Annotated in this window: 14 protein-coding genes and 1 pseudogene; 7 read left to right on the plus strand and 8 right to left on the minus strand. The window is 55.9% G+C overall.

The annotated features are described in order from the left end of the window. Positions 1–57 precede the first annotated feature (57 nt). From uraA to ACJ9Y9_RS17110, 3 genes are all read right to left on the minus strand, one after another. Entirely contained in the window at positions 58–1347 is a 1290-nt protein-coding gene (uraA, locus tag ACJ9Y9_RS17100) for a uracil permease (RefSeq protein WP_028016125.1), read from the minus strand. 83 nt (positions 1348–1430) lie between these two features. Continuing rightward, entirely contained in the window at positions 1431–2057 is a 627-nt protein-coding gene (gene upp, locus ACJ9Y9_RS17105) for a uracil phosphoribosyltransferase (RefSeq protein WP_008501641.1), read from the minus strand. A 217-nt stretch (positions 2058–2274) separates the two neighbouring features. Then, the gene (locus ACJ9Y9_RS17110) at positions 2275–3705 is read right to left on the minus strand and encodes a 6-phospho-beta-glucosidase (RefSeq protein ID WP_028016124.1); all 1431 of its coding nucleotides are present in this window, start codon (positions 3703–3705) and stop codon (positions 2275–2277) included. A 266-nt stretch (positions 3706–3971) separates the two neighbouring features. Between ACJ9Y9_RS17110 and purM the strand changes: the two genes are divergently transcribed. From purM to ppx, 4 genes are all read left to right on the plus strand, one after another. After that, on the plus strand, positions 3972–5009 hold the full coding sequence (gene purM, locus ACJ9Y9_RS17115; protein ID WP_028016123.1) for a phosphoribosylformylglycinamidine cyclo-ligase: 1038 nt from the start codon (positions 3972–3974) through the stop codon (positions 5007–5009). After that, complete coding sequence (gene purN / locus ACJ9Y9_RS17120; RefSeq protein ID WP_028016122.1) at positions 5006–5647, plus strand: phosphoribosylglycinamide formyltransferase; 642 nt, start codon at positions 5006–5008, stop codon at positions 5645–5647. The genes purM and purN overlap by 4 nt, the downstream gene beginning before the upstream one ends. 204 nt (positions 5648–5851) lie before the next feature. Next, positions 5852–7912 carry a polyphosphate kinase 1 gene (gene ppk1 / locus ACJ9Y9_RS17125; RefSeq protein WP_028016121.1) on the plus strand — a complete coding sequence of 687 codons (2061 nt, stop codon included), beginning with the start codon at positions 5852–5854 and terminating at the stop codon, positions 7910–7912. Positions 7913–7915: 3 nt separating this feature from the next. After that, entirely contained in the window at positions 7916–9454 is a 1539-nt protein-coding gene (ppx, locus tag ACJ9Y9_RS17130) for an exopolyphosphatase (protein WP_028016120.1), read from the plus strand. Positions 9455–9458: 4 nt separating this feature from the next. On the opposite strand, the gene ACJ9Y9_RS17135 is transcribed toward ppx, so the two are convergent. Next, entirely contained in the window at positions 9459–11699 is a 2241-nt protein-coding gene (locus ACJ9Y9_RS17135; protein WP_028016119.1) for an EAL domain-containing protein, read from the minus strand. A 353-nt stretch (positions 11700–12052) separates the two neighbouring features. On the opposite strand from ACJ9Y9_RS17135, the gene ACJ9Y9_RS17140 reads away from it, so the two are divergent. From ACJ9Y9_RS17140 to ACJ9Y9_RS17150, 3 genes and pseudogenes are all read left to right on the plus strand, one after another. Next, positions 12053–12241 carry a YfgG family protein gene (locus tag ACJ9Y9_RS17140; protein ID WP_028016118.1) on the plus strand — a complete coding sequence of 63 codons (189 nt, stop codon included), beginning with the start codon at positions 12053–12055 and terminating at the stop codon, positions 12239–12241. Between the two features lie 208 nt (positions 12242–12449). After that, positions 12450–12700: pseudogene (locus tag ACJ9Y9_RS17145) on the plus strand (hypothetical protein). An 11-nt stretch (positions 12701–12711) separates the two neighbouring features. Continuing rightward, the gene (locus ACJ9Y9_RS17150; RefSeq protein ID WP_028016117.1) at positions 12712–13455 is read left to right on the plus strand and encodes an alpha/beta fold hydrolase; all 744 of its coding nucleotides are present in this window, start codon (positions 12712–12714) and stop codon (positions 13453–13455) included. A gap of 89 nt (positions 13456–13544) precedes the next feature. Here ACJ9Y9_RS17150 and iolB read toward each other — a convergent pair whose 3' ends face one another. The 4 genes from iolB to ACJ9Y9_RS17170 are packed head-to-tail and all read right to left on the minus strand — an operon-like array spanning position 13545 to position 18331. Next, positions 13545–14369: a 5-deoxy-glucuronate isomerase gene (gene iolB, locus ACJ9Y9_RS17155; protein WP_028016116.1), complete on the minus strand. Its 825-nt coding sequence runs from the start codon at positions 14367–14369 to the stop codon at positions 13545–13547. Between the two features lie 9 nt (positions 14370–14378). Next, complete coding sequence (gene iolE, locus ACJ9Y9_RS17160; protein ID WP_028016115.1) at positions 14379–15269, minus strand: myo-inosose-2 dehydratase; 891 nt, start codon at positions 15267–15269, stop codon at positions 14379–14381. 11 nt (positions 15270–15280) lie between these two features. Continuing rightward, on the minus strand, positions 15281–17185 hold the full coding sequence (iolC, locus tag ACJ9Y9_RS17165; RefSeq protein WP_032666655.1) for a 5-dehydro-2-deoxygluconokinase: 1905 nt from the start codon (positions 17183–17185) through the stop codon (positions 15281–15283). A 12-nt stretch (positions 17186–17197) separates the two neighbouring features. Next, a complete protein-coding gene (locus ACJ9Y9_RS17170; RefSeq protein ID WP_028016113.1) occupies positions 17198–18331 on the minus strand; it encodes a Gfo/Idh/MocA family protein in 1134 nt (377 codons plus the stop codon). Between the last annotated feature and the right edge of the window lie 2 nt (positions 18332–18333).

Raw genomic sequence — 18333 nt, forward strand, 5'->3', positions numbered from 1 at the left:
GTTTAACACGGAACCAGCAAGGAGAGAACCGGGCGGATCGCCCGCCCGGTTTTACGATCAATGTGACGCTTTTTCGCTTTCGTCGGCGTCCAGCACCACCTCTTCCGGGCGGATCACGGAAATCAGCTTGAAAATCAAGCTCAGGCCCACGCCAACGATGGTCGCCAGCGCCATGCCTTTCAGCTCGGCCGCACCGATGTGTACCTTGGCACCGCTCACGCCGATGATCAGGATCACGGAGGTCAGGATCAGATTCTGCGCTTTACTGTAGTCCACTTTGGATTCAATCAGTACGCGAATACCAGACGCCCCGATTACCCCATAAAGCAGCAGAGAAACACCGCCCATCACCGGTACCGGGATGATCTGGATCGCCGCCGCCAGTTTGCCCACACAAGACAGCAGGATAGCAATGATGGCCGCACCGCCGATAACCCAGGTACTGTAGACACGGGTAATGGCCATCACACCAATGTTCTCACCGTAAGTGGTGTTTGGCGTAGAGCCGAAGAAACCGGAGATAATGGTAGAGAAGCCGTTAGCAAACATAGAACGGTGCAGACCCGGGTCGCGGATCAGATCGCGTTTCACGATATTCGCCGTCACCACCAGGTGACCAACGTGCTCAGCAATCACCACCAGCGCCGCAGGCAGGATAGTGAAGATAGCAAACCATTCAAAGCGTGGTGTATAGAAGGTTGGCAGGGCAAACCAGTGCGCCTGGGCAATTGGCGCGGTATCGACAACACCCATCATAAAGGAGAGCGCATAACCTGCCAGCACCCCGATCAGGATCGGGATAATCGCCATGAAACCACGGAACAGCACGGAGCCAAACACCGTTACGCCCAGCGTCACCAGAGAAATGATAATGGTTTTGGAATCCGGTGACTGACCGTCAGCAGGCAGTAAACCAGCCATATTCGCCGCCACACCGGCCAGTTCCAGACCGATAACGGCAACGATTGCGCCCATCGCCGCAGGCGGGAACATTACATCCAGCCAGCCAGTACCGGCTTTCTTCACAATGAAGGACACCACGCAGAACAGCACGCCACACATGATAAAGCCGCCCAGCGCGACTTCGTACCCAAGCGGTAGCAGCAACAGGACCGGAGAAATAAAGGCGAAGCTCGACCCCAGATACGCCGGGATTTTGCCTTTACAGATAAAGAGGTACAACAGCGTCCCGATACCGTTGAACAGCAGCACGGTAGCCGGATTAATGTGAAACAGGATTGGCACCAGCACGGTTGCGCCAAACATAGCGAACAGGTGCTGCAAACTAAGCGGGATAGTCTGTAAAAGCGGCGGTCTTTCACTCACCCCGATAGCACGGCGCGTCATAGTGTTTTCCTCTGAGTAGTATTGTTGGTGTTTTATTCAAAAAAAAGCCGACTATCAAAGTCGGCTTATTTATCGTTATTCGATTACTTAGTACCAAAAATCTTATCGCCGGCATCGCCAAGCCCCGGGATGATGTACCCGTGCTCATTCAGCCCCTGGTCGATAGATGCGGTATACAGTTCAACGTCCGGGTGCGCTTTTTCCAGCGCCGCGATACCTTCCGGTGCCGCAACCAGCACCAGCACTTTAATGCTGCTGCAGCCCGCTTTTTTCAGCAGGTCAATGGTGGCAATCATAGAACCGCCGGTCGCCAGCATCGGGTCAACCACCAGCGCCATACGCTCGTCGATATTAGACACCAGCTTCTGGAAGTAAGGAACCGGCTCCAGCGTCTCTTCATTACGGTAGATACCGACGACGCTGATACGCGCGCTTGGCACGTGCTCCAGCACACCTTCCATCATGCCAAGACCGGCACGCAGAATAGGCACAACGGTAATTTTCTTACCTTTGATCTGTTCAACCTGCACCGGGCCGTTCCAGCCTTCGATGGTGACTTTTTCTGTTTCCAGATCGGAGGTTGCTTCGTAGGTCAGCAGGCTGCCCACTTCAGAAGCCAGTTCGCGAAAACGCTTCGTGCTGATGTCATGCTCACGCATCAGGCCCAACTTGTGTTTAACGAGTGGGTGTTTCACTTCCACAATCTTCATTCTCTTTCTCCTCTGAGGTGGCATCCGCAAAAAAATCGCGGGATTATACCGCTTTTTTCGGATTAGGCCATACCCATCTTGCTTGACAGCGATCAAGCAAAGATAAAAAAACCGGAGGTATATCTCCGGCTTGAGTGCGAGGTTCTGCCCGGTGGCGCTACGCTTACGCGGGCCTACGGAAAGTGTAGGTCGGGTAAGCGTTAGCGCCACCCGACAATTACAGGTTATCGCCGTTGCTCGCAATCACCTGCTTATACCAGTCGAACGACTTCTTCTTGCTGCGGTTCAGCGTGCCGTTGCCTTCGTTATCTTTGTCGACAAAGATAAAGCCGTAGCGTTTTTTCATTTCGCCGGTACCGGCAGACACCAGGTCAATACAGCCCCACGGGGTATACCCCATCAGGTCAACGCCATCTTCAACCACTGCTTTTTTCATTTCACGGATGTGTGCGGCAAGGTAGTCAATGCGGTACTGGTCGTTCACCGTACCGTCGCTCTCCTGCACGTCAATAGCACCAAAACCGTTCTCAACGATGAACAGCGGCAACTGGTAGTGATCCCAGAACCAGTTCAGGGAGTAACGCAGCCCCACCGGGTCAATCTGCCAGCCCCAGTCGGATTTCTGCACATATGGGTTGGAGACCAGGCTCTTGCTCTCGTCGTAATCCAGCTGCGGGTTGTCAGCCGTCGCTTTGGTGGCGAAGGACATGTAATAGCTGAATCCGATGTAGTCCACACATCCCTGCTTAAGTGCGGCTTTATCTTCTTCGGTAATATCCAACGCAAAGCCACGACGCTCAAAGTAGTTGAGCAGGTGCTGCGGATACTTGCCGCGTACGTGAACGTCGGTAAACCAGTAACGACGGTGCATGGCGTTCATCGCCATCATCATGTCGTCTGGCGCGCAGGTCAGAGGATAAATCGGGCACATGGCAATCATGCAGCCGATTTGCAGCGACGGGTTAATCTCACGCCCCGCTTTTACCGCCAGTGCACTGGCTACAAGCTCATAGTGCGCGGCCTGGAACATTACCGGCTCACGGTCTTCGCCCGGCTCATACTTCAACCCAGAGTTGGTAAACGGCGCAAAGTCTTCGTGGAAGTTCGCCTGGTTGTTGATCTCGTTAAAGGTCATCCAGTACTTCACTTTGTGCTGATAACGCTGGAAAACCACTTTTGAGAAACGGACAAAGAAATCGATCAGTTTACGGTTACGCCAGCCGCCGTATTCGGTGACCAGATGGAAAGGCATCTCGAAGTGAGAGAGCGTGATGACCGGCTCAATGCCGTGCTTCAGGCACTCGTCGAACAGATCGTCATAGAATTTCAGGCCAGCCTCGTTAGGTTCCAGCTCATCCCCTTTCGGGAAGATCCGCGTCCAGGCTATCGAAGTGCGGAAGCATTTGAACCCCATCTCGGCAAAGAGTTTGATGTCTTCTTTATAACGATGGTAGAAGTCGATGGCTTCATGGTTAGGGTAATTTTTCCCCTGCAACACGCCGTTAGTGATTTCACGCGGCACGCCATGCGCGCCCGCGGTCATGACATCGGCAACGCTAACGCCTTTTCCACCCTCTTTCCAGCCCCCTTCCAGCTGATGCGCCGCAACCGCACCACCCCACAGAAAACCTTCTTTAAATCCTGACATTCTCTTTCCCTCATTCTGCGTTATTTTCTGCAAAAACAATTACAGAAACCGGTTTCATCTGAATGATGTGCAAAGGTGATTCCTGTTGCAAGGAGAAAACCGAAACCGGTTTCATTTTCGTGAACAGACTCAAGTTTGGACACATTGGCAGGCCGCACAGAAAAAAAAATCGTCTCACCGAGAATAGGCTCGCAAACGTTTGCCTGGACTGTTAGAATTGCGCCGATTTTTCTTACTAGCTATGCAATCGCGTGGGGACTTGAGCCGTGACCAACAAAACTTCTCTCAGCTACAAAGATGCCGGTGTTGATATTGACGCAGGTAATGCGCTGGTTGACCGAATCAAAGGTGTGGTGAAAAAAACCCGCCGCCCGGAAGTGATGGGTGGTCTGGGTGGATTCGGCGCACTGTGCGCGCTGCCGCAAAAATATCGTGAACCTGTTCTGGTCTCGGGTACTGATGGTGTAGGTACAAAACTGCGCCTGGCGATGGATTTAAAACGTCATGACACGATCGGTATCGATCTGGTCGCGATGTGTGTGAATGACCTGGTCGTTCAGGGTGCTGAACCGCTGTTCTTCCTCGATTATTACGCGACCGGTAAACTGGACGTGGATACCGCAGCCAGCGTGATTAACGGTATTGCCGAAGGGTGTCTGCAGTCAGGCTGCGCGCTGGTCGGCGGTGAAACCGCAGAAATGCCAGGCATGTATCACGGCGAAGATTATGACGTCGCCGGTTTCTGCGTCGGCGTGGTAGAAAAATCAGAAATTATCGACGGCAGCAAAGTGGCTGATGGTGATGTCCTGATCGCACTGGCATCCAGCGGCCCGCACTCTAACGGCTACTCTCTGGTACGTAAAATCATCGAAGTCAGCGGTTGCGACCCACAGACCACTGAACTGGATGGCAAACCGCTTGCCGATCACCTGCTGGCTCCAACCCGCATTTACGTGAAAAACGTGCTGGAACTGATCGAGAACGTCGACGTTCACGCCATTGCCCACCTGACCGGCGGCGGCTTCTGGGAAAATATCCCGCGCGTTCTGCCGGACAACACCCAGGCCGTGATCGACGAATCCTCCTGGCAGTGGCCGTCCGTGTTTAACTGGCTGCAAACCGCAGGCAACGTCAGCTCTCACGAAATGTACCGCACCTTTAACTGCGGCGTAGGTATGGTGATAGCCCTGCCAGCGAGCGAAGCGGATAAAGCGGTTAAACTGCTGACAGAGAAAGGTGAAAACGCGTGGAAAATCGGTACTATTAAAGCTTCCGATTCCGAACAACGTGTGGTCATTGAATGAAAAACATCGTGGTGCTCATTTCCGGCAACGGAAGCAATTTGCAGGCAATAATTGACGCCTGCAAACAGAAGAAGATCAATGGCACCATTCGGGCAGTATTCAGCAACAAGGCCGACGCGTTCGGCCTTGAGCGTGCCCGGGAAGCGAGTATTCCCGCGCACGCGCTGGAAGCCAGCCAGTTTGCCGGGCGTGAAGCCTTTGACCGCGAGCTGGTTCAGGAAATTGATGCCTACGCGCCTGATGTCGTGGTGCTGGCGGGCTATATGCGTATCCTGAGCCCGGCTTTTGTTGAGCATTATGCCGGACTCCTGCTGAATATCCACCCATCTTTGCTGCCGAAGTATCCTGGCTTGCACACCCATCGTCAGGTTCTGGAAAACGGCGATGAAGAGCATGGTACCTCCGTGCATTTCGTTACCGACGAACTGGATGGTGGCCCGGTGATCCTGCAGGCGAAAGTGCCGGTCTTTGAAGGCGATAACGAAGAAGACGTGACCGAACGCGTACAGGTCCAGGAACACGCCATTTATCCGCTGGTGGTAAGCTGGTTTGTCGACGGGCGTCTGGAGATGCGTGACGGCGCTGCCTGGCTCGACGGCGTGAAGTTACCCCCGCAGGGTTATGCGGCCGAAGAGTAGTGTGTTATGTCGGGTGGCACTACGCTTACCCGACCTACAAATTGCATTACCCGATATTCCCTTCTCCAACCCTCTAAAATCCCCAACAAAAAAAATAACTGTCATACTTTTCTGGCACTGTTGGACATATCGTGGAAATGCTCGCCATAATAAGGACGAGACGGATTTACCACGTCCTGTGATTGAACTGGAGTGTGAGCTGTAATGGGTCAGGAAAAGTTATATATCGAGAAAGAGCTAAGCTGGTTAGCATTCAACGAACGTGTACTCCAGGAAGCGGCTGACAAAAGTAACCCGCTGATCGAGCGCATGCGTTTTTTGGGCATTTATTCCAACAACCTGGATGAGTTCTACAAGGTTCGTTTTGCCGAGCTAAAACGGCGAATCATCATCAGCGAAGAACAGGGCTTAAACTCTCACTCGCGGCATCTGTTGGGCAAAATCCAGTCCCGCGTGTTGAAAGCCGATCAGGAATTTGACGGCCTGTATAACGAACTGCTGCTGGAAATGGCACGCAATCAAATCTTCCTGATTAACGAACGACAGCTTTCCGTTAACCAACAAAACTGGCTGCGCCATTACTTCAAACAGTATCTGCGTCAGCACATCACCCCGATTCTGATCAACCGCGAAACCGACCTGGTGCAGTTCCTGAAAGATGACTACACCTACCTGGCGGTGGAAATTATCCGCGGTGATTCGATCCGCTACGCGCTGCTTGAGATCCCGTCCGACAAGGTGCCGCGCTTTGTGAACCTGCCGCCGGAAACCCCGCGCAGACGCAAACCGATGATCCTGCTGGATAACATCCTGCGCTACTGTCTGGACGACATCTTCAAAGGCTTCTTCGATTACGATGCGTTAAACGCCTATTCCATGAAGATGACCCGTGACGCCGAATATGACCTGGTGCACGAGATGGAAGCCAGCCTGATGGAACTGATGTCGTCCAGCCTGAAACAGCGCTTGACGGCCGAGCCGGTGCGCTTCGTTTATCAGCGCGATATGCCGGACGCCATGGTGGAGATGCTGCGCGAGAAGCTGACCATCTCGCGCTATGACTCCATCGTGCCGGGCGGTCGCTACCACAACTTTAAAGACTTTATTGGTTTCCCGAACGTCGGCAAAGCCAATCTGGTGAACAAGCCGCTGCCGCGCCTGCGCCATCTGTGGTTCGACAAATTCCGCAACGGATTCGACGCGATTCGCGAACGTGACGTCCTGCTCTACTATCCGTATCACACGTTTGAACACGTGCTGGAACTGCTGCGTCAGGCCTCCTTCGACCCGAGCGTGCTGGCAATCAAAATCAACATCTACCGCGTGGCAAAAGATTCCCGCATCATCGACGCGATGATCCATGCGGCGCATAACGCCAAGAAAGTCACGGTGGTGGTTGAGCTGCAGGCGCGCTTCGACGAAGAGGCGAACATTCACTGGGCGCGCCGTCTGACGGAAGCCGGTGTGCACGTCATCTTCTCCGCGCCGGGGCTGAAAATTCACGCCAAGCTGTTCCTGATCTCCCGTAAAGAGGGCGACGAGGTGGTGCGTTATGCCCACATCGGTACCGGGAACTTCAACGAGAAAACCGCACGAATTTATACGGACTACTCGCTGCTGACCGCTGATGCCCGTATCACAAACGAGGTACGCAGAGTATTTAACTTTATTGAGAACCCATACCGCCCGGTGAATTTCGATTATCTGCTGGTCTCGCCGCAGAACTCACGCCGCCTGCTGTACGATATGATCGATAAAGAGATCGCTAATGCGCAGAAAGGGTTGTCATCCGGCATCACGCTGAAGCTCAACAATCTGGTCGACAAAGGGCTGGTTGACCGCCTGTACGCGGCGTCCAGTTCCGGCGTGCCGGTTAACCTGCTGATCCGCGGCATGTGCTCGCTGATCCCTGAACTGGAAGGCATCAGCGACAATATTCGCGTCATCAGCATTGTTGACCGTTACCTGGAACACGATCGCGTCTATATTTTCGATAATGCGGGTGACAAACAGGTTTACCTCTCTTCTGCAGACTGGATGACACGCAATATTGACTATCGAATTGAAGTCGCAGCACCGCTGCTGGATCCGCGACTGAAGCAGCAGATCCTCGACATCATCGAGATTCTGTTCAGCGATACGGTGAAAGCACGCTATATCGACAAAGAACTCAGTAACCGCTATGTACCGCGCGGCAACCGCCGTAAAGTGCGGTCGCAACTGGCGATTTACGACTATATCAAATCACTCGAGCAACCCGATTAACCTATGCCGATAAATGATAAGACCCCACGCCCGCAGGAATTCGCCGCGGTCGATCTTGGCTCTAACAGTTTCCACATGGTCATCGCCCGTGAGGTGGATGGCGCGCTGCAGATCATCGGTCGTCTGAAGCAGCGTGTACACCTGGCGGACGGTCTTGATGAACGCAGCATGCTTAGCGAAGAGGCAATGGAGCGCGGCCTGAACTGCCTGTCGCTGTTTGCCGAACGTCTGCAGGGCTTCTCGCCTTCCAGCGTCTGCATCGTGGGCACCCACACCCTGCGCCAGGCGCTGAACGCGCCAGAATTTCTCAAGCGGGCTGAAAAAGTGATCCCCTACCCGATTGAGATCATCTCCGGTAACGAGGAAGCGCGTCTGATTTTCATGGGGGTTGAGCACACCCAGCCGGAAAAAGGGCGCAAGCTGGTGATCGACATTGGCGGCGGTTCAACTGAGCTGGTGATCGGCGAAGACTTTGAGCCGCGTCTGGTGGAAAGTCGTCGTATGGGCTGCGTCAGCTTCGCGCAGATGTATTTCCCGGGTGGCACCATCACCCGTGAAAACTTCCAGCGGGCGCGTATGGCCGCTATCCAGAAACTGGAAAACCTCGCCTGGCAGTACCGTATTCAGGGCTGGAATGTGGCGCTGGGCGCATCGGGTACCATCAAAGCGGCCCATGAAGTGCTGCTGGCGATGGGCGAGAAAGACGGGTTTATCACGCCTGAACGCCTGATATTGCTGACTGAAGAAGTGCTAAAGCATAAAAGTTTTGACGCCTTGAGCCTGCCGGGTCTTTCCGACGAGCGTAAAGCGGTGTTTGTGCCGGGTCTGGCTATCCTCTGCGGCGTATTTGATGCGCTGGCCATCAAGGAGCTGCGTCTTTCTGACGGCGCCCTGCGTGAAGGTGTGCTGTATGAGATGGAAGGCCGTTTCCGCCATCAGGATATTCGCAGCCGCACTGCACAAAGCCTGGCAAACCAGTACAACATCGATCGTGAGCAGGCAAAGCGCGTGCTGGAAACGACCGTTCAGATGTACGACCAATGGCAGGAACAGAATCCTAAGCTGGCGCATCCACAGCTTGCCGCCCTGCTGAAATGGGCCGCGATGCTGCACGAAGTGGGTCTGAACATTAACCACAGCGGGATGCATCGCCACTCGGCGTACATTCTGCAAAACAGCGATTTACCAGGCTTCAACCAGGAGCAGCAGACCATGATGGCCACGCTGGTGCGTTATCACCGCAAAGCCATCAAGCTCGACGATCTGCCCCGCTTCACGCTGTTCAAGAAAAAGCAGTTCCTGCCGCTCATCCAGTTGCTGCGCCTTGGCGTGCTGCTCAATAATCAGCGTCAGGCCACCACCACGCCGCCCACGCTGAAGCTGAAAACCGACGACCACCACTGGACGCTGAGCTTCCCGCACGACTGGTTTAGCCAGAACGCGCTGGTCCTGCTGGACCTGGAAAAAGAGCAGCAGTACTGGGAAGCGGTCACCGGCTGGCTACTCAAAATCGAAGAAGAGAGTGCCGACGTCGCCGCGTAACGGCTCAGGCGTCCGCACAGGACGCCTCTGCCTCCAGCAGTGATACCAGTGCAACCGGTCTGCCAATCAGGTATCCCTGCACATAATCAATACCTAGCGCGTGAACCGCGCTACGTATCTCTTCAGTTTCGACATATTCTGCCACCACCAGCATTTTCTTCATTCGCGCCAGATGGCAGATTGACGCCACTATCTGATAATCCAGACTGTTGTTAACGATGTTCTGCACAAAACTGCCGTCGATTTTGAGAATATCAGCGTCCACGCTTTTCAGCCGGGCATAGCTCGCATAGCCGGTACCAAAATCATCAATGGCAATGCGTACCCCCATCTTCTGCAACTGACCGAGGATCTGTTGTGCCTGCTCAGCACTGCCGAACGTGCTGCACTCCGTCACCTCAAAGATCAGTTGCCACGGTTCGATGGCGTATTTCGTCAGCAAACGACTTACCTCAAGCGGGAACTGCACTCTGCAAACGGTTGAAGGGGCCAGATTAATGGCAAACCGCTGGCCGGGCAGCCTTTCGCGATGTGTTGCCAGAAAGCGTAACGTATGGTCCAGTACCCATAAATCCACCCGCGACGACAGCCCAAACTCCTGTGCAACAGGCAGGAATTGGTCGGGGGAGATTAATACCCCATTTGCATCCTGCATCCGCAGCAAGACTTCGTGGTAGCGATCGCCACGCTGGCCGCAAACAGGCTGAACGAAAAGCGTAAATGCGTTGTTATCGAGAGCCCTTTGCAGACTGCTCATCATTGCGACTTTATCCTTCAGGCTACGCTGCAAATGGACAGCACCACGCTGCTGAAGATTTTCGGGATGGTTGGAGGAGAGCGACAAGTCCGCAACCATACCCAGCTCACCCAGGACCAGATAGAGATGGTTCACTGGTGACCGCACATAACAGTAGCTCACACCCACCTGAGGCTGCAGCGGCATGCCATCCCAGACAAAGCGGAACTGTTTGATATGCTCATCCAGGGTTTCAATCCGCTGCTGGTGGGATTCCGCGTTGAGTCGAATCGCCAGATCGCACCCGGTCAGGTGGTAGACCTTCTCATTAGGCTGGAGTGTGTCATTAATCCATTGCGCCAGTTGCTGTTTGTACAAAATGCGCAGCAACACGCCGTAATTTCGCCCCAAAATTTCAAGCTCAGGAATACGCAGTAAACAAAGCGCCGACCACGGGTTTTTAGCCAGATCGTGTAATAACGAGCGCAGATTAGGCATATGTACGACAGGGTCGAGTAGCGCCAGTCTGCGGGAGCGTTGATTCACGGTTCGCTGGTGAGTCGCCAGCATCGACATGTAAATCACCACGAACGAGAAGACCAGATAGCTGGAAGAGGTGATCGCCAGTTGAATGTCATAACCCTGATGCAACGGGATATAGCGGTAAAAATAGTGAATGGACACCAGCAAGACTGGCGTCCAGATCAGCGACACCAGCTTATAGCCAAAGCGCATCGCGGCCCAGAGCATCACCGGCATCAATAACGACAGGGTGTAGTTGGTAGAAAAAATTGAGCTGTTTTCATTCATGGGGAGCAACAGCAGCGAAAGCAGTCCGCCGAGGGCAAACACCCAAATCAAAAACTCAGTGACCGTCACCTTTTTCTCTATCTGCATACGGATCTGTGAGATGAGGCTTTTGATGTAACGTGGATGGCGAATCAGGCGGATCAGCAGATAGCTCAGAGGTACCCCCGTCAGCCCGCTGACCAGCAGTGTCTGATAATTAATGAGCGTACGAATATTCAGGGGGGATAATCCCGCAAGGCTCTGGCGACTCTCGTACACACCCAGATAAACCGCAAACTGAAACAGCACCAGAAATAGCGTCGCGGGGCAGAAAACCTGCCAGAAAATGCGCTGCGCCATCAGCCGTGTGTCCCCGTACGCCGTCATATTGCGTCCGGGAGCAAACACCCGGTACCCCCCCCAACTGAGCACTATCGGGACGATAAAATGGAGCATAGTGGCGACGGTTTCAAACATCCCACCCGACGGGTAATAGCGGATAAACAGCGACAACGCGATCCCGGGAAGCGCTTCCAGGCCAAAGAACATCATCAGCGAGAGCAAAAATGAGAGGGGTAAATAATAGAGCGCGACAATACCTTCGCCCAGTTGCGTGAACGTATTCGCGACGCTCAGCAGGGGAAGTAAAACCACAGGTAAAATAAGCGGCAATGCCCACCAGCGGTCTTCATTGTTTTTCAGGAAAGCAATAATGTTCATAGATGCCCGGTTAAACCCCTTTCTCTCCAGAGGGAAAATAAAGACAGGCATCCGACCTGACGCGCGCGCCGCCCGGCAATGTTTAGGGCGAACAGTGTGGAGGGAGGATTTTAAATATCAGGACAGGGAATCCGTTGACTTAAATCAAACTACTTTATGCAAATAATCTTTTTGACCGACTTTTTTGCAAAAACTTCCTTCATATTATCAATATGGTAAATGCATTAATTATTTTCAATAACATTAATTAATGTAACTGTTGACGGTTATTTACACATTGCAGAATTGACCCCCTCTTCCCGCTGTGCCTTAATATCCATATCGCCCAGAAGGGCATGTCCAGGAAAAACACAGTGAGTCAGGCCACGCGTATGCGCAAACGACATCGATTTAACACCCGAATGACCCGCATCATACTGTTAATCAGCTTCCTGTTTTTCTTTGGCCGCTTCGTTTACTCTTCGATTGGCGCCTGGTATCACCATCAGGATAAAACCCAGTCACAGCAATCCAGCCTGACCGTCGACACCGCTGACCGCTAGGCCGCCGGAGGGTTTTGCACTCTTTGAATAATGCATGCAATCCCTTTGCTGAGGATCTTATCCTGCAGCCCGGCAAACTGTATCGCACTGTATCCAGAGCGCCACGCTGACAAACGGGTACAAAACGCCGCCTCCGGCAAATATCTCTGATACATAAAAATGGTTTTCTTTCCCTGTCGTCATTCAGAACCGATGAGGAGAGACACCGATGATTCGTCGATACACACTTTTCCCCTGCTCGCCCTGGCATCCGTCGCATATGTCCAGGCCGCCCCTCTGGACAACCTCAGCGCCACTGACGTTAACGGTCCCGCCGCCGTTGCGCCGCTGGAACACCCACAACCGCCCGCTGGAAAACACAAGGTGACCATTATTCTGGCCGCCCCAACGCATAAGCCTCTTGACCATAAAACTCTTGAATTCACCGTGCCAGCGCATGCGCCGGTCCACCATTTCTGAGGAGCCTGAAGATGAAAGCATTATCGTTACTGACAGCGGGTTTGCTGGCGATTTCGGCCAGTGCTTTGGCGGAGAGTAAAACCAGCGTGGTGCTGGTGCATGGCGCGTTTGCCGACGGCAGCAGCTGGAATAAGGTGATTACTCTTTTGCAAAAACAACACACCGAGGTTATAGCCGTCCAGTTGCCGCTTACATCGCTAAAAGATGACGTAGCGGCCACGCAGCGAGCCATCGCCCGTGCACACGGGAATGTGGTGCTGGTGGGCCACTCCTGGGGAGGCACCGTGATTAGCGAAGCAGGCAACGATGCGCGGGTTAAATCGCTGGTGTATGTGGCGGCGTTCGCGCCGGATTCCGGCCAGTCGACGGCGGATCTGGCAGGAAGCTATCCTGCCCCGCCGGGCAGCGCGGGCATTGCTAAAACGGCGGACGGCTATTTATACCTGCCGACAGAAGCCGTCAGGAGGGACTTCGCGCCTGACGTGAAGCCAGCCATTCAAGATACGATTGCAGCCACGCAGGGGCCAATTAAGGCCGAGGCATTTGGTGGAAAGGTTGCCCACGCGGCGTGGCATGACAAACCGAGCTGGTATGTGGTCAGCAAGAATGACCGAATGATCAACCCCGCTCTTGAGCGCGCGATGGCGAAGACGATCCACGCGAAAACCGCCGAGGTGACGGCAAGCCACGTGTCGATGGTGAGCCAGCCGGAGGCTATCGCCTGGACGATTGAGCAGGCAAGGCGGATGCACTGAGAAAAATTCGCCCGGCGGCGCTACGCTTGCACGGGCCTACGATTTCGTAGGTCGGGTAAGCGCAGCGCCACCCGACAAGAAAGACCGTCTCAGTCCCCCCTCTCTGCGGGATAATCGCGATTAATCCACGCGTGGTCCTCTTCCCAGGTGAACATCCATTTGCGCACCGGCCCGGCCATCACGTTGAGGTAGTAGCTGTCATACCCGGCCATTGTCGCCACCGGGTGATAGCCCTTCGGCACCATGACCACATCCCGGTTGTAGACCGCCATACACTCATCCAGCGTTCTGTCGTCGGTGTAAACACGCTGCATGCAGAACCCCTGTTCCGGGTTGAGACGATGGTAATAGGTCTCCTCCAGATAGGTCTCCTGCGGCGGATTATCCGTGTCGTGCTTATGGCTCGGGTACGAGCTGGTACAGCCTTCGTTGGTCCAGACCTCCACCACCAGCAGGCTGTCGGCGGGTTTGTTTTCCGGCAGGATGTTATGCACGTAGCGCTGGTTGTGGCCCTTACCACGCGCTTCGCCGTCAATATCCTGCGGGGCTATCAGCCGCGTCGGGTACGTCCCTTTGCCGGGCGCGGCGCAGACCGCCAGCTCGACTTTCGTTAGCGCTTTCACCTGCACCGTCTCCTGTGAGGTGACGTACACCGCCCAGGGTTTGATGCGCTCGAACGGGCTCATCCGCTCGCCGATGTCAGTAAACTGTGCAGAAGGCGTGCTAATGGAAGCGCGCCCGGCCACCAATACCAGGCAGCGCTCTTCGCTGACGGCGGGCAGCGTCAGCGTCTGCCCCTCCTGCAGCTCATACGCCTCAAAGCCGACATACCCCCAACCGGCGCTTTCCGGCGTGACGGACTGAGTCCGCCCCTCAACGTTCGGCTGTTGCCAGCGCGATAACAGACGTGACATGTCACCTCCTCAGATAAGCCCGGCGTCGCGCGCCAGGCGGCTCAGGTTGTTATACCCCAGACGGGCGTAGGTCAGCGGATGGGCAATCGCAGGGTCCTGCTCGGCCTCCACCACCAGCCAGCCGTGATAGTCCTGCGCTTTCAGCAGTCGCATGATCGGCGGGTAATCCACGCAGCCATCGCCCGGCACGGTAAACACGCCGCTCAGCACCGCATCGAGGAAACTGGTTTTGCGGTTTTTGACGTCCGCCAGCACGTCGGCACGCACGTCTTTGCAGTGAACGTGGTTGATGCGCGACGCCCAGCGCTGCGCCACAGCCAGCGGTTCGGCCCCGGCAAAGGTCAGGTGGCCGGTATCCAGCAGTAACCCCACCGCATCGCCAGTGTGGATCATCAGGTTGTCCACGTCTTCAGCGGACTCAATCACCGTGCCCATATGATGATGGTAGGCAATCTGCACTCCCTGCTGCTGCGTATAGCGGGCAAATTCGGTGAGCTTCTCACCATACTCTTTCCAGCGCTCCTGCGGGAAACGCGGACGCAGGTGAACCGGGGTCTGCTGCTCACCGTGAATGCATCCACTCACTTCTGCAAAGACCAGCACCTTCGCCCCCAGCTCGCGCAGCAGCGTCAGGTGGGACTGCACGGCAGCAATCTCGTCCTCTACACTGCGTTCCAGCAGGCGGCCGGAATACCAGCCGGAGACCAGCTGCAGGTCGTGACGCTGCAGGATGGGGCCGAGCAGACGCGCTTCACGTGGGAATTTATTGCCCAGTTCGAACCCCGCGAATCCGGCCTCTTTCCCTTCGCTCAGGCAGGTCTCCAGAGATGTCTCTGCGCCCAGTGAAGGCAGATCGTCGTTCGTCCACGTCAGCGGGTTGATGCCCAGTTGTACACTCATTGTCGTCTCCATTATGCGTGTCCGCGCTCGCGCCACCAGGCGATAAGCTGCAGGTAGTTGTCCCGAATGCGCGCCACCAGTTGCGCATCGTCAATATCGTGTTTCAGCCACGCACGGGAGGCATCGCCAAACAGCGTACGTCCTACGGCGAAGCCTTTTACCAGCGCCTGTCCCGATGCGGCTTTGAAGTCGGCACGCAGCTGTTCTGCCGGAGCATCCAGACCCAGGATAACCACGCCACGACAGTGCGGGTCCCGGCGCGCGATAATCTCGCTCAGCGCCGTCCAGCCCCCGGCAGAGAGCGGCGGCAGTTTCCACCAGTCGGGGTAGATACCCAGGTTGTAGAAACGGGAAATGGCGCGCAGGTAGAGCTCGTCGCTGCGCGGCATGCTGGCGGGCAATATCACCTCCAGCAGCAGTTCATGTCCGGACTGACAGCAGGCGTGGTACACCTCAGCGATTTTCTGCTCCTGCTCCAGACGCAGGCCGTGGGCGTCTTCCGGATGGAAAAAGACCAGGCACTTCACCACGTGCTCCTGCGGCCAGCTGATAAGCTGGGTACCAATGTTGCCGTGCTCCATCTCCAGCGGACGCGAGCCCGGCAGCTCAATAGGACGACCGATCCACCACCCTTCCCCGGTAATGGCGTTCAGCGCATCCTGACCAAACGTGCCATCGCACAGCAGACCGGCTTTCCCCTCCAGTCCGGCAGAGCTTGCCGCCTCGCGGCTGGCCTGCAGGATCAGTTGCTTCAGGGCCGGAATACGTTTGAGCGACGCGCCGCACTGCAGCGCCATATCCTCAAGCTGGCTGCGGTGATCGAAGGCCATCACGCACAGCTCAGGCCATTCGCGACGACGGGTGGTCACCCGGTGCAGATGGTTTAGACGCGGGTCAAGGTCCGGGCGTGGAACGAGCGCGGCGCGGGAGAGGTAATCATCCAGCTCGATTTTGCTCGGCATCGCCGGCGCACAGCCGTGCCGCGAGACCACCAGCGCCCCACAGGCGTTGGCGTAGCGGCATGCCTGCTCCCAGCCCTCGTCGTTCAGATAACCGCGCAGCAGGCCGGACATAAACGCATCCCCCGCGCCGAGGACGTTCAGCACCTCCACGCGCACGCCGGTCACCGTCAGGCCGTCGTCCAGCCGAGGGGGAATGGCATCGGTATACACCGAGCATCCCAGCGCGCCGCGCTTGCACACCAGTGTCGCCTTGCTGACGTGGCGCACCTGCGCCAGCGCCTGCAACGTATCGGTGCTGCCCCCGGCAATATGAAACTCCTCTTCGGTGCCGACAATGACGTCAAAGAGGTGCAGCACTTCCTGCAGCTCGCGGGTGACCTGATCGGCGGCGATAAAGCGCGTTTCGCCGTCGCCTAAGGAGGTTAGCCCCCACAGCACCGGACGGTAGTCGATGTCCAGCACCGTGCGCACGCCGTGACGGCGGGCGTAATTCAGCGCCGTCAGCACCGCCTCGCGGGTCTGCGGGTGAGAAAGGTGAGTCCCGGTGATGGCAAGACACCGTGTGGAGGCAATGTAGCTTTCGTCCACATCGCTGGCGGTAATCGCCATATCCGCGCAGTTATCGCGATAAAAAATCAGAGGAAAGGTGTCCCGGTCTTTAATGCCGAGTAGCACCAGCGCCGTGAGGCGGTCTTTATCGGTGATCAGATGGCTGGTATCGCAGCCCACCTGGTTTAACTCTTCCCGCAGGAAACGTCCCATATGCTCATCGCCGACACGCGCCAGCATTGACGAGCGTAGGCCCTGACGCGCGGTGCCGTACGCCACGTTGCCGGACGAGCCGCCGAGATATTTGGCGAAGCTCGACACATCCTCCAGACGGGCACCAATCTGCTGGCTGTAGAGGTCTACCGCCACGCGGCCCATGCATATCACATCAAACTGCTTTTCCACGTTGAACCCTCTTCAGACAATGTCATTCACGTTCAGCCAGCGGCCTTGCTGGTGTGAGAGTGCGATGGCGTCCAGCACGCGCGAGACCTTCCAGCCCTCTTCGAAGTCCGGCCACATCGGCGCGTCGGCGGCGATGCCGTCTACCAGGTCACGCACTTCCACCGTTTTTTGATCGTTAAAGCCGATACCATGACCTGCGCCCATGCAAAACGCGCCGTAGTCCGGGTGTGCCGGGCCGACCAGCAGCGTGCGGAACCCCTGACGGTTCACCGGATCGTCATGCAGATAAAGCTTCAGCTCCGCCATCCGCTCCTGGGTGAAGCTGATGGCACCTTTCGTCCCGGTGATCACATACGACAGCCCCATCTTGCGGCCGCAGGCGACGCGGGAAGTTTCAATGACGCCCTGCGCCCCGCCTGCGAAGCGCACCATCGCGTGGGCCTGATCTTCATTTTCCACGGCGACCATTTCCGACGATCCGGCCTTCGCCGGACGTGCCGGCACTACGATTTTCAGGTCGCCGCAAACCTGCTCAATCTCCCCCACCAGGTACTGGGCCATATTGACGATATGCGCCGCCAGGTCACCCAGCGCGCCCAGTCCGGCGGTTTCTTTAAAACAGTGCCAGTGAATGGGGGAAAGCGGGTCGGCCATATAGTCTTCGTTGTGGGTGCCGTAGAAGTGGATCACCTCTCCAATTTCGCCGCGCGCAATAATCTCTTTCGCCAGCTGCGCCGTCGGGTTTTTCATGTAGTTGAACCCCACCAGCGTTTTCACCCCTGCCCGCTTCGCGGCGTCGACCATCTCGCGCGCGTCGTGGGCATTCAGCGCCAGCGGCTTCTCCGAGTAAACATGCTTGCCGTGACGGATCGCCTCCAGCGCCATCTCTTTATGCAGATGGTTGGGGGAACAAATATCCACCACATCAATGGCCGGGTCGGCCACCAGCGCCCGCCAGTCACCGGTTGAGCGATTGAAGCCAAACGCCTGCGCGCGCTCTGCCGCCAGCGTCGGGTTCACCTCCGCCACCATCTCACGCACCAGTTTGCCTCGCAGGTTGAACACCGTCGGGGCCTGGGCATAGGCAATGGCATGCGCCTTGCCGATATACCCGGTGCCAATCAATCCAATACGAACCTCTTTCATCG

Origin of the sequence: Enterobacter sp. CPE_E1241, from assembly GCF_045618265.1 — a bacterium.
In the GTDB taxonomy this organism is placed as follows: domain Bacteria; phylum Pseudomonadota; class Gammaproteobacteria; order Enterobacterales; family Enterobacteriaceae; genus Enterobacter; species Enterobacter adelaidei.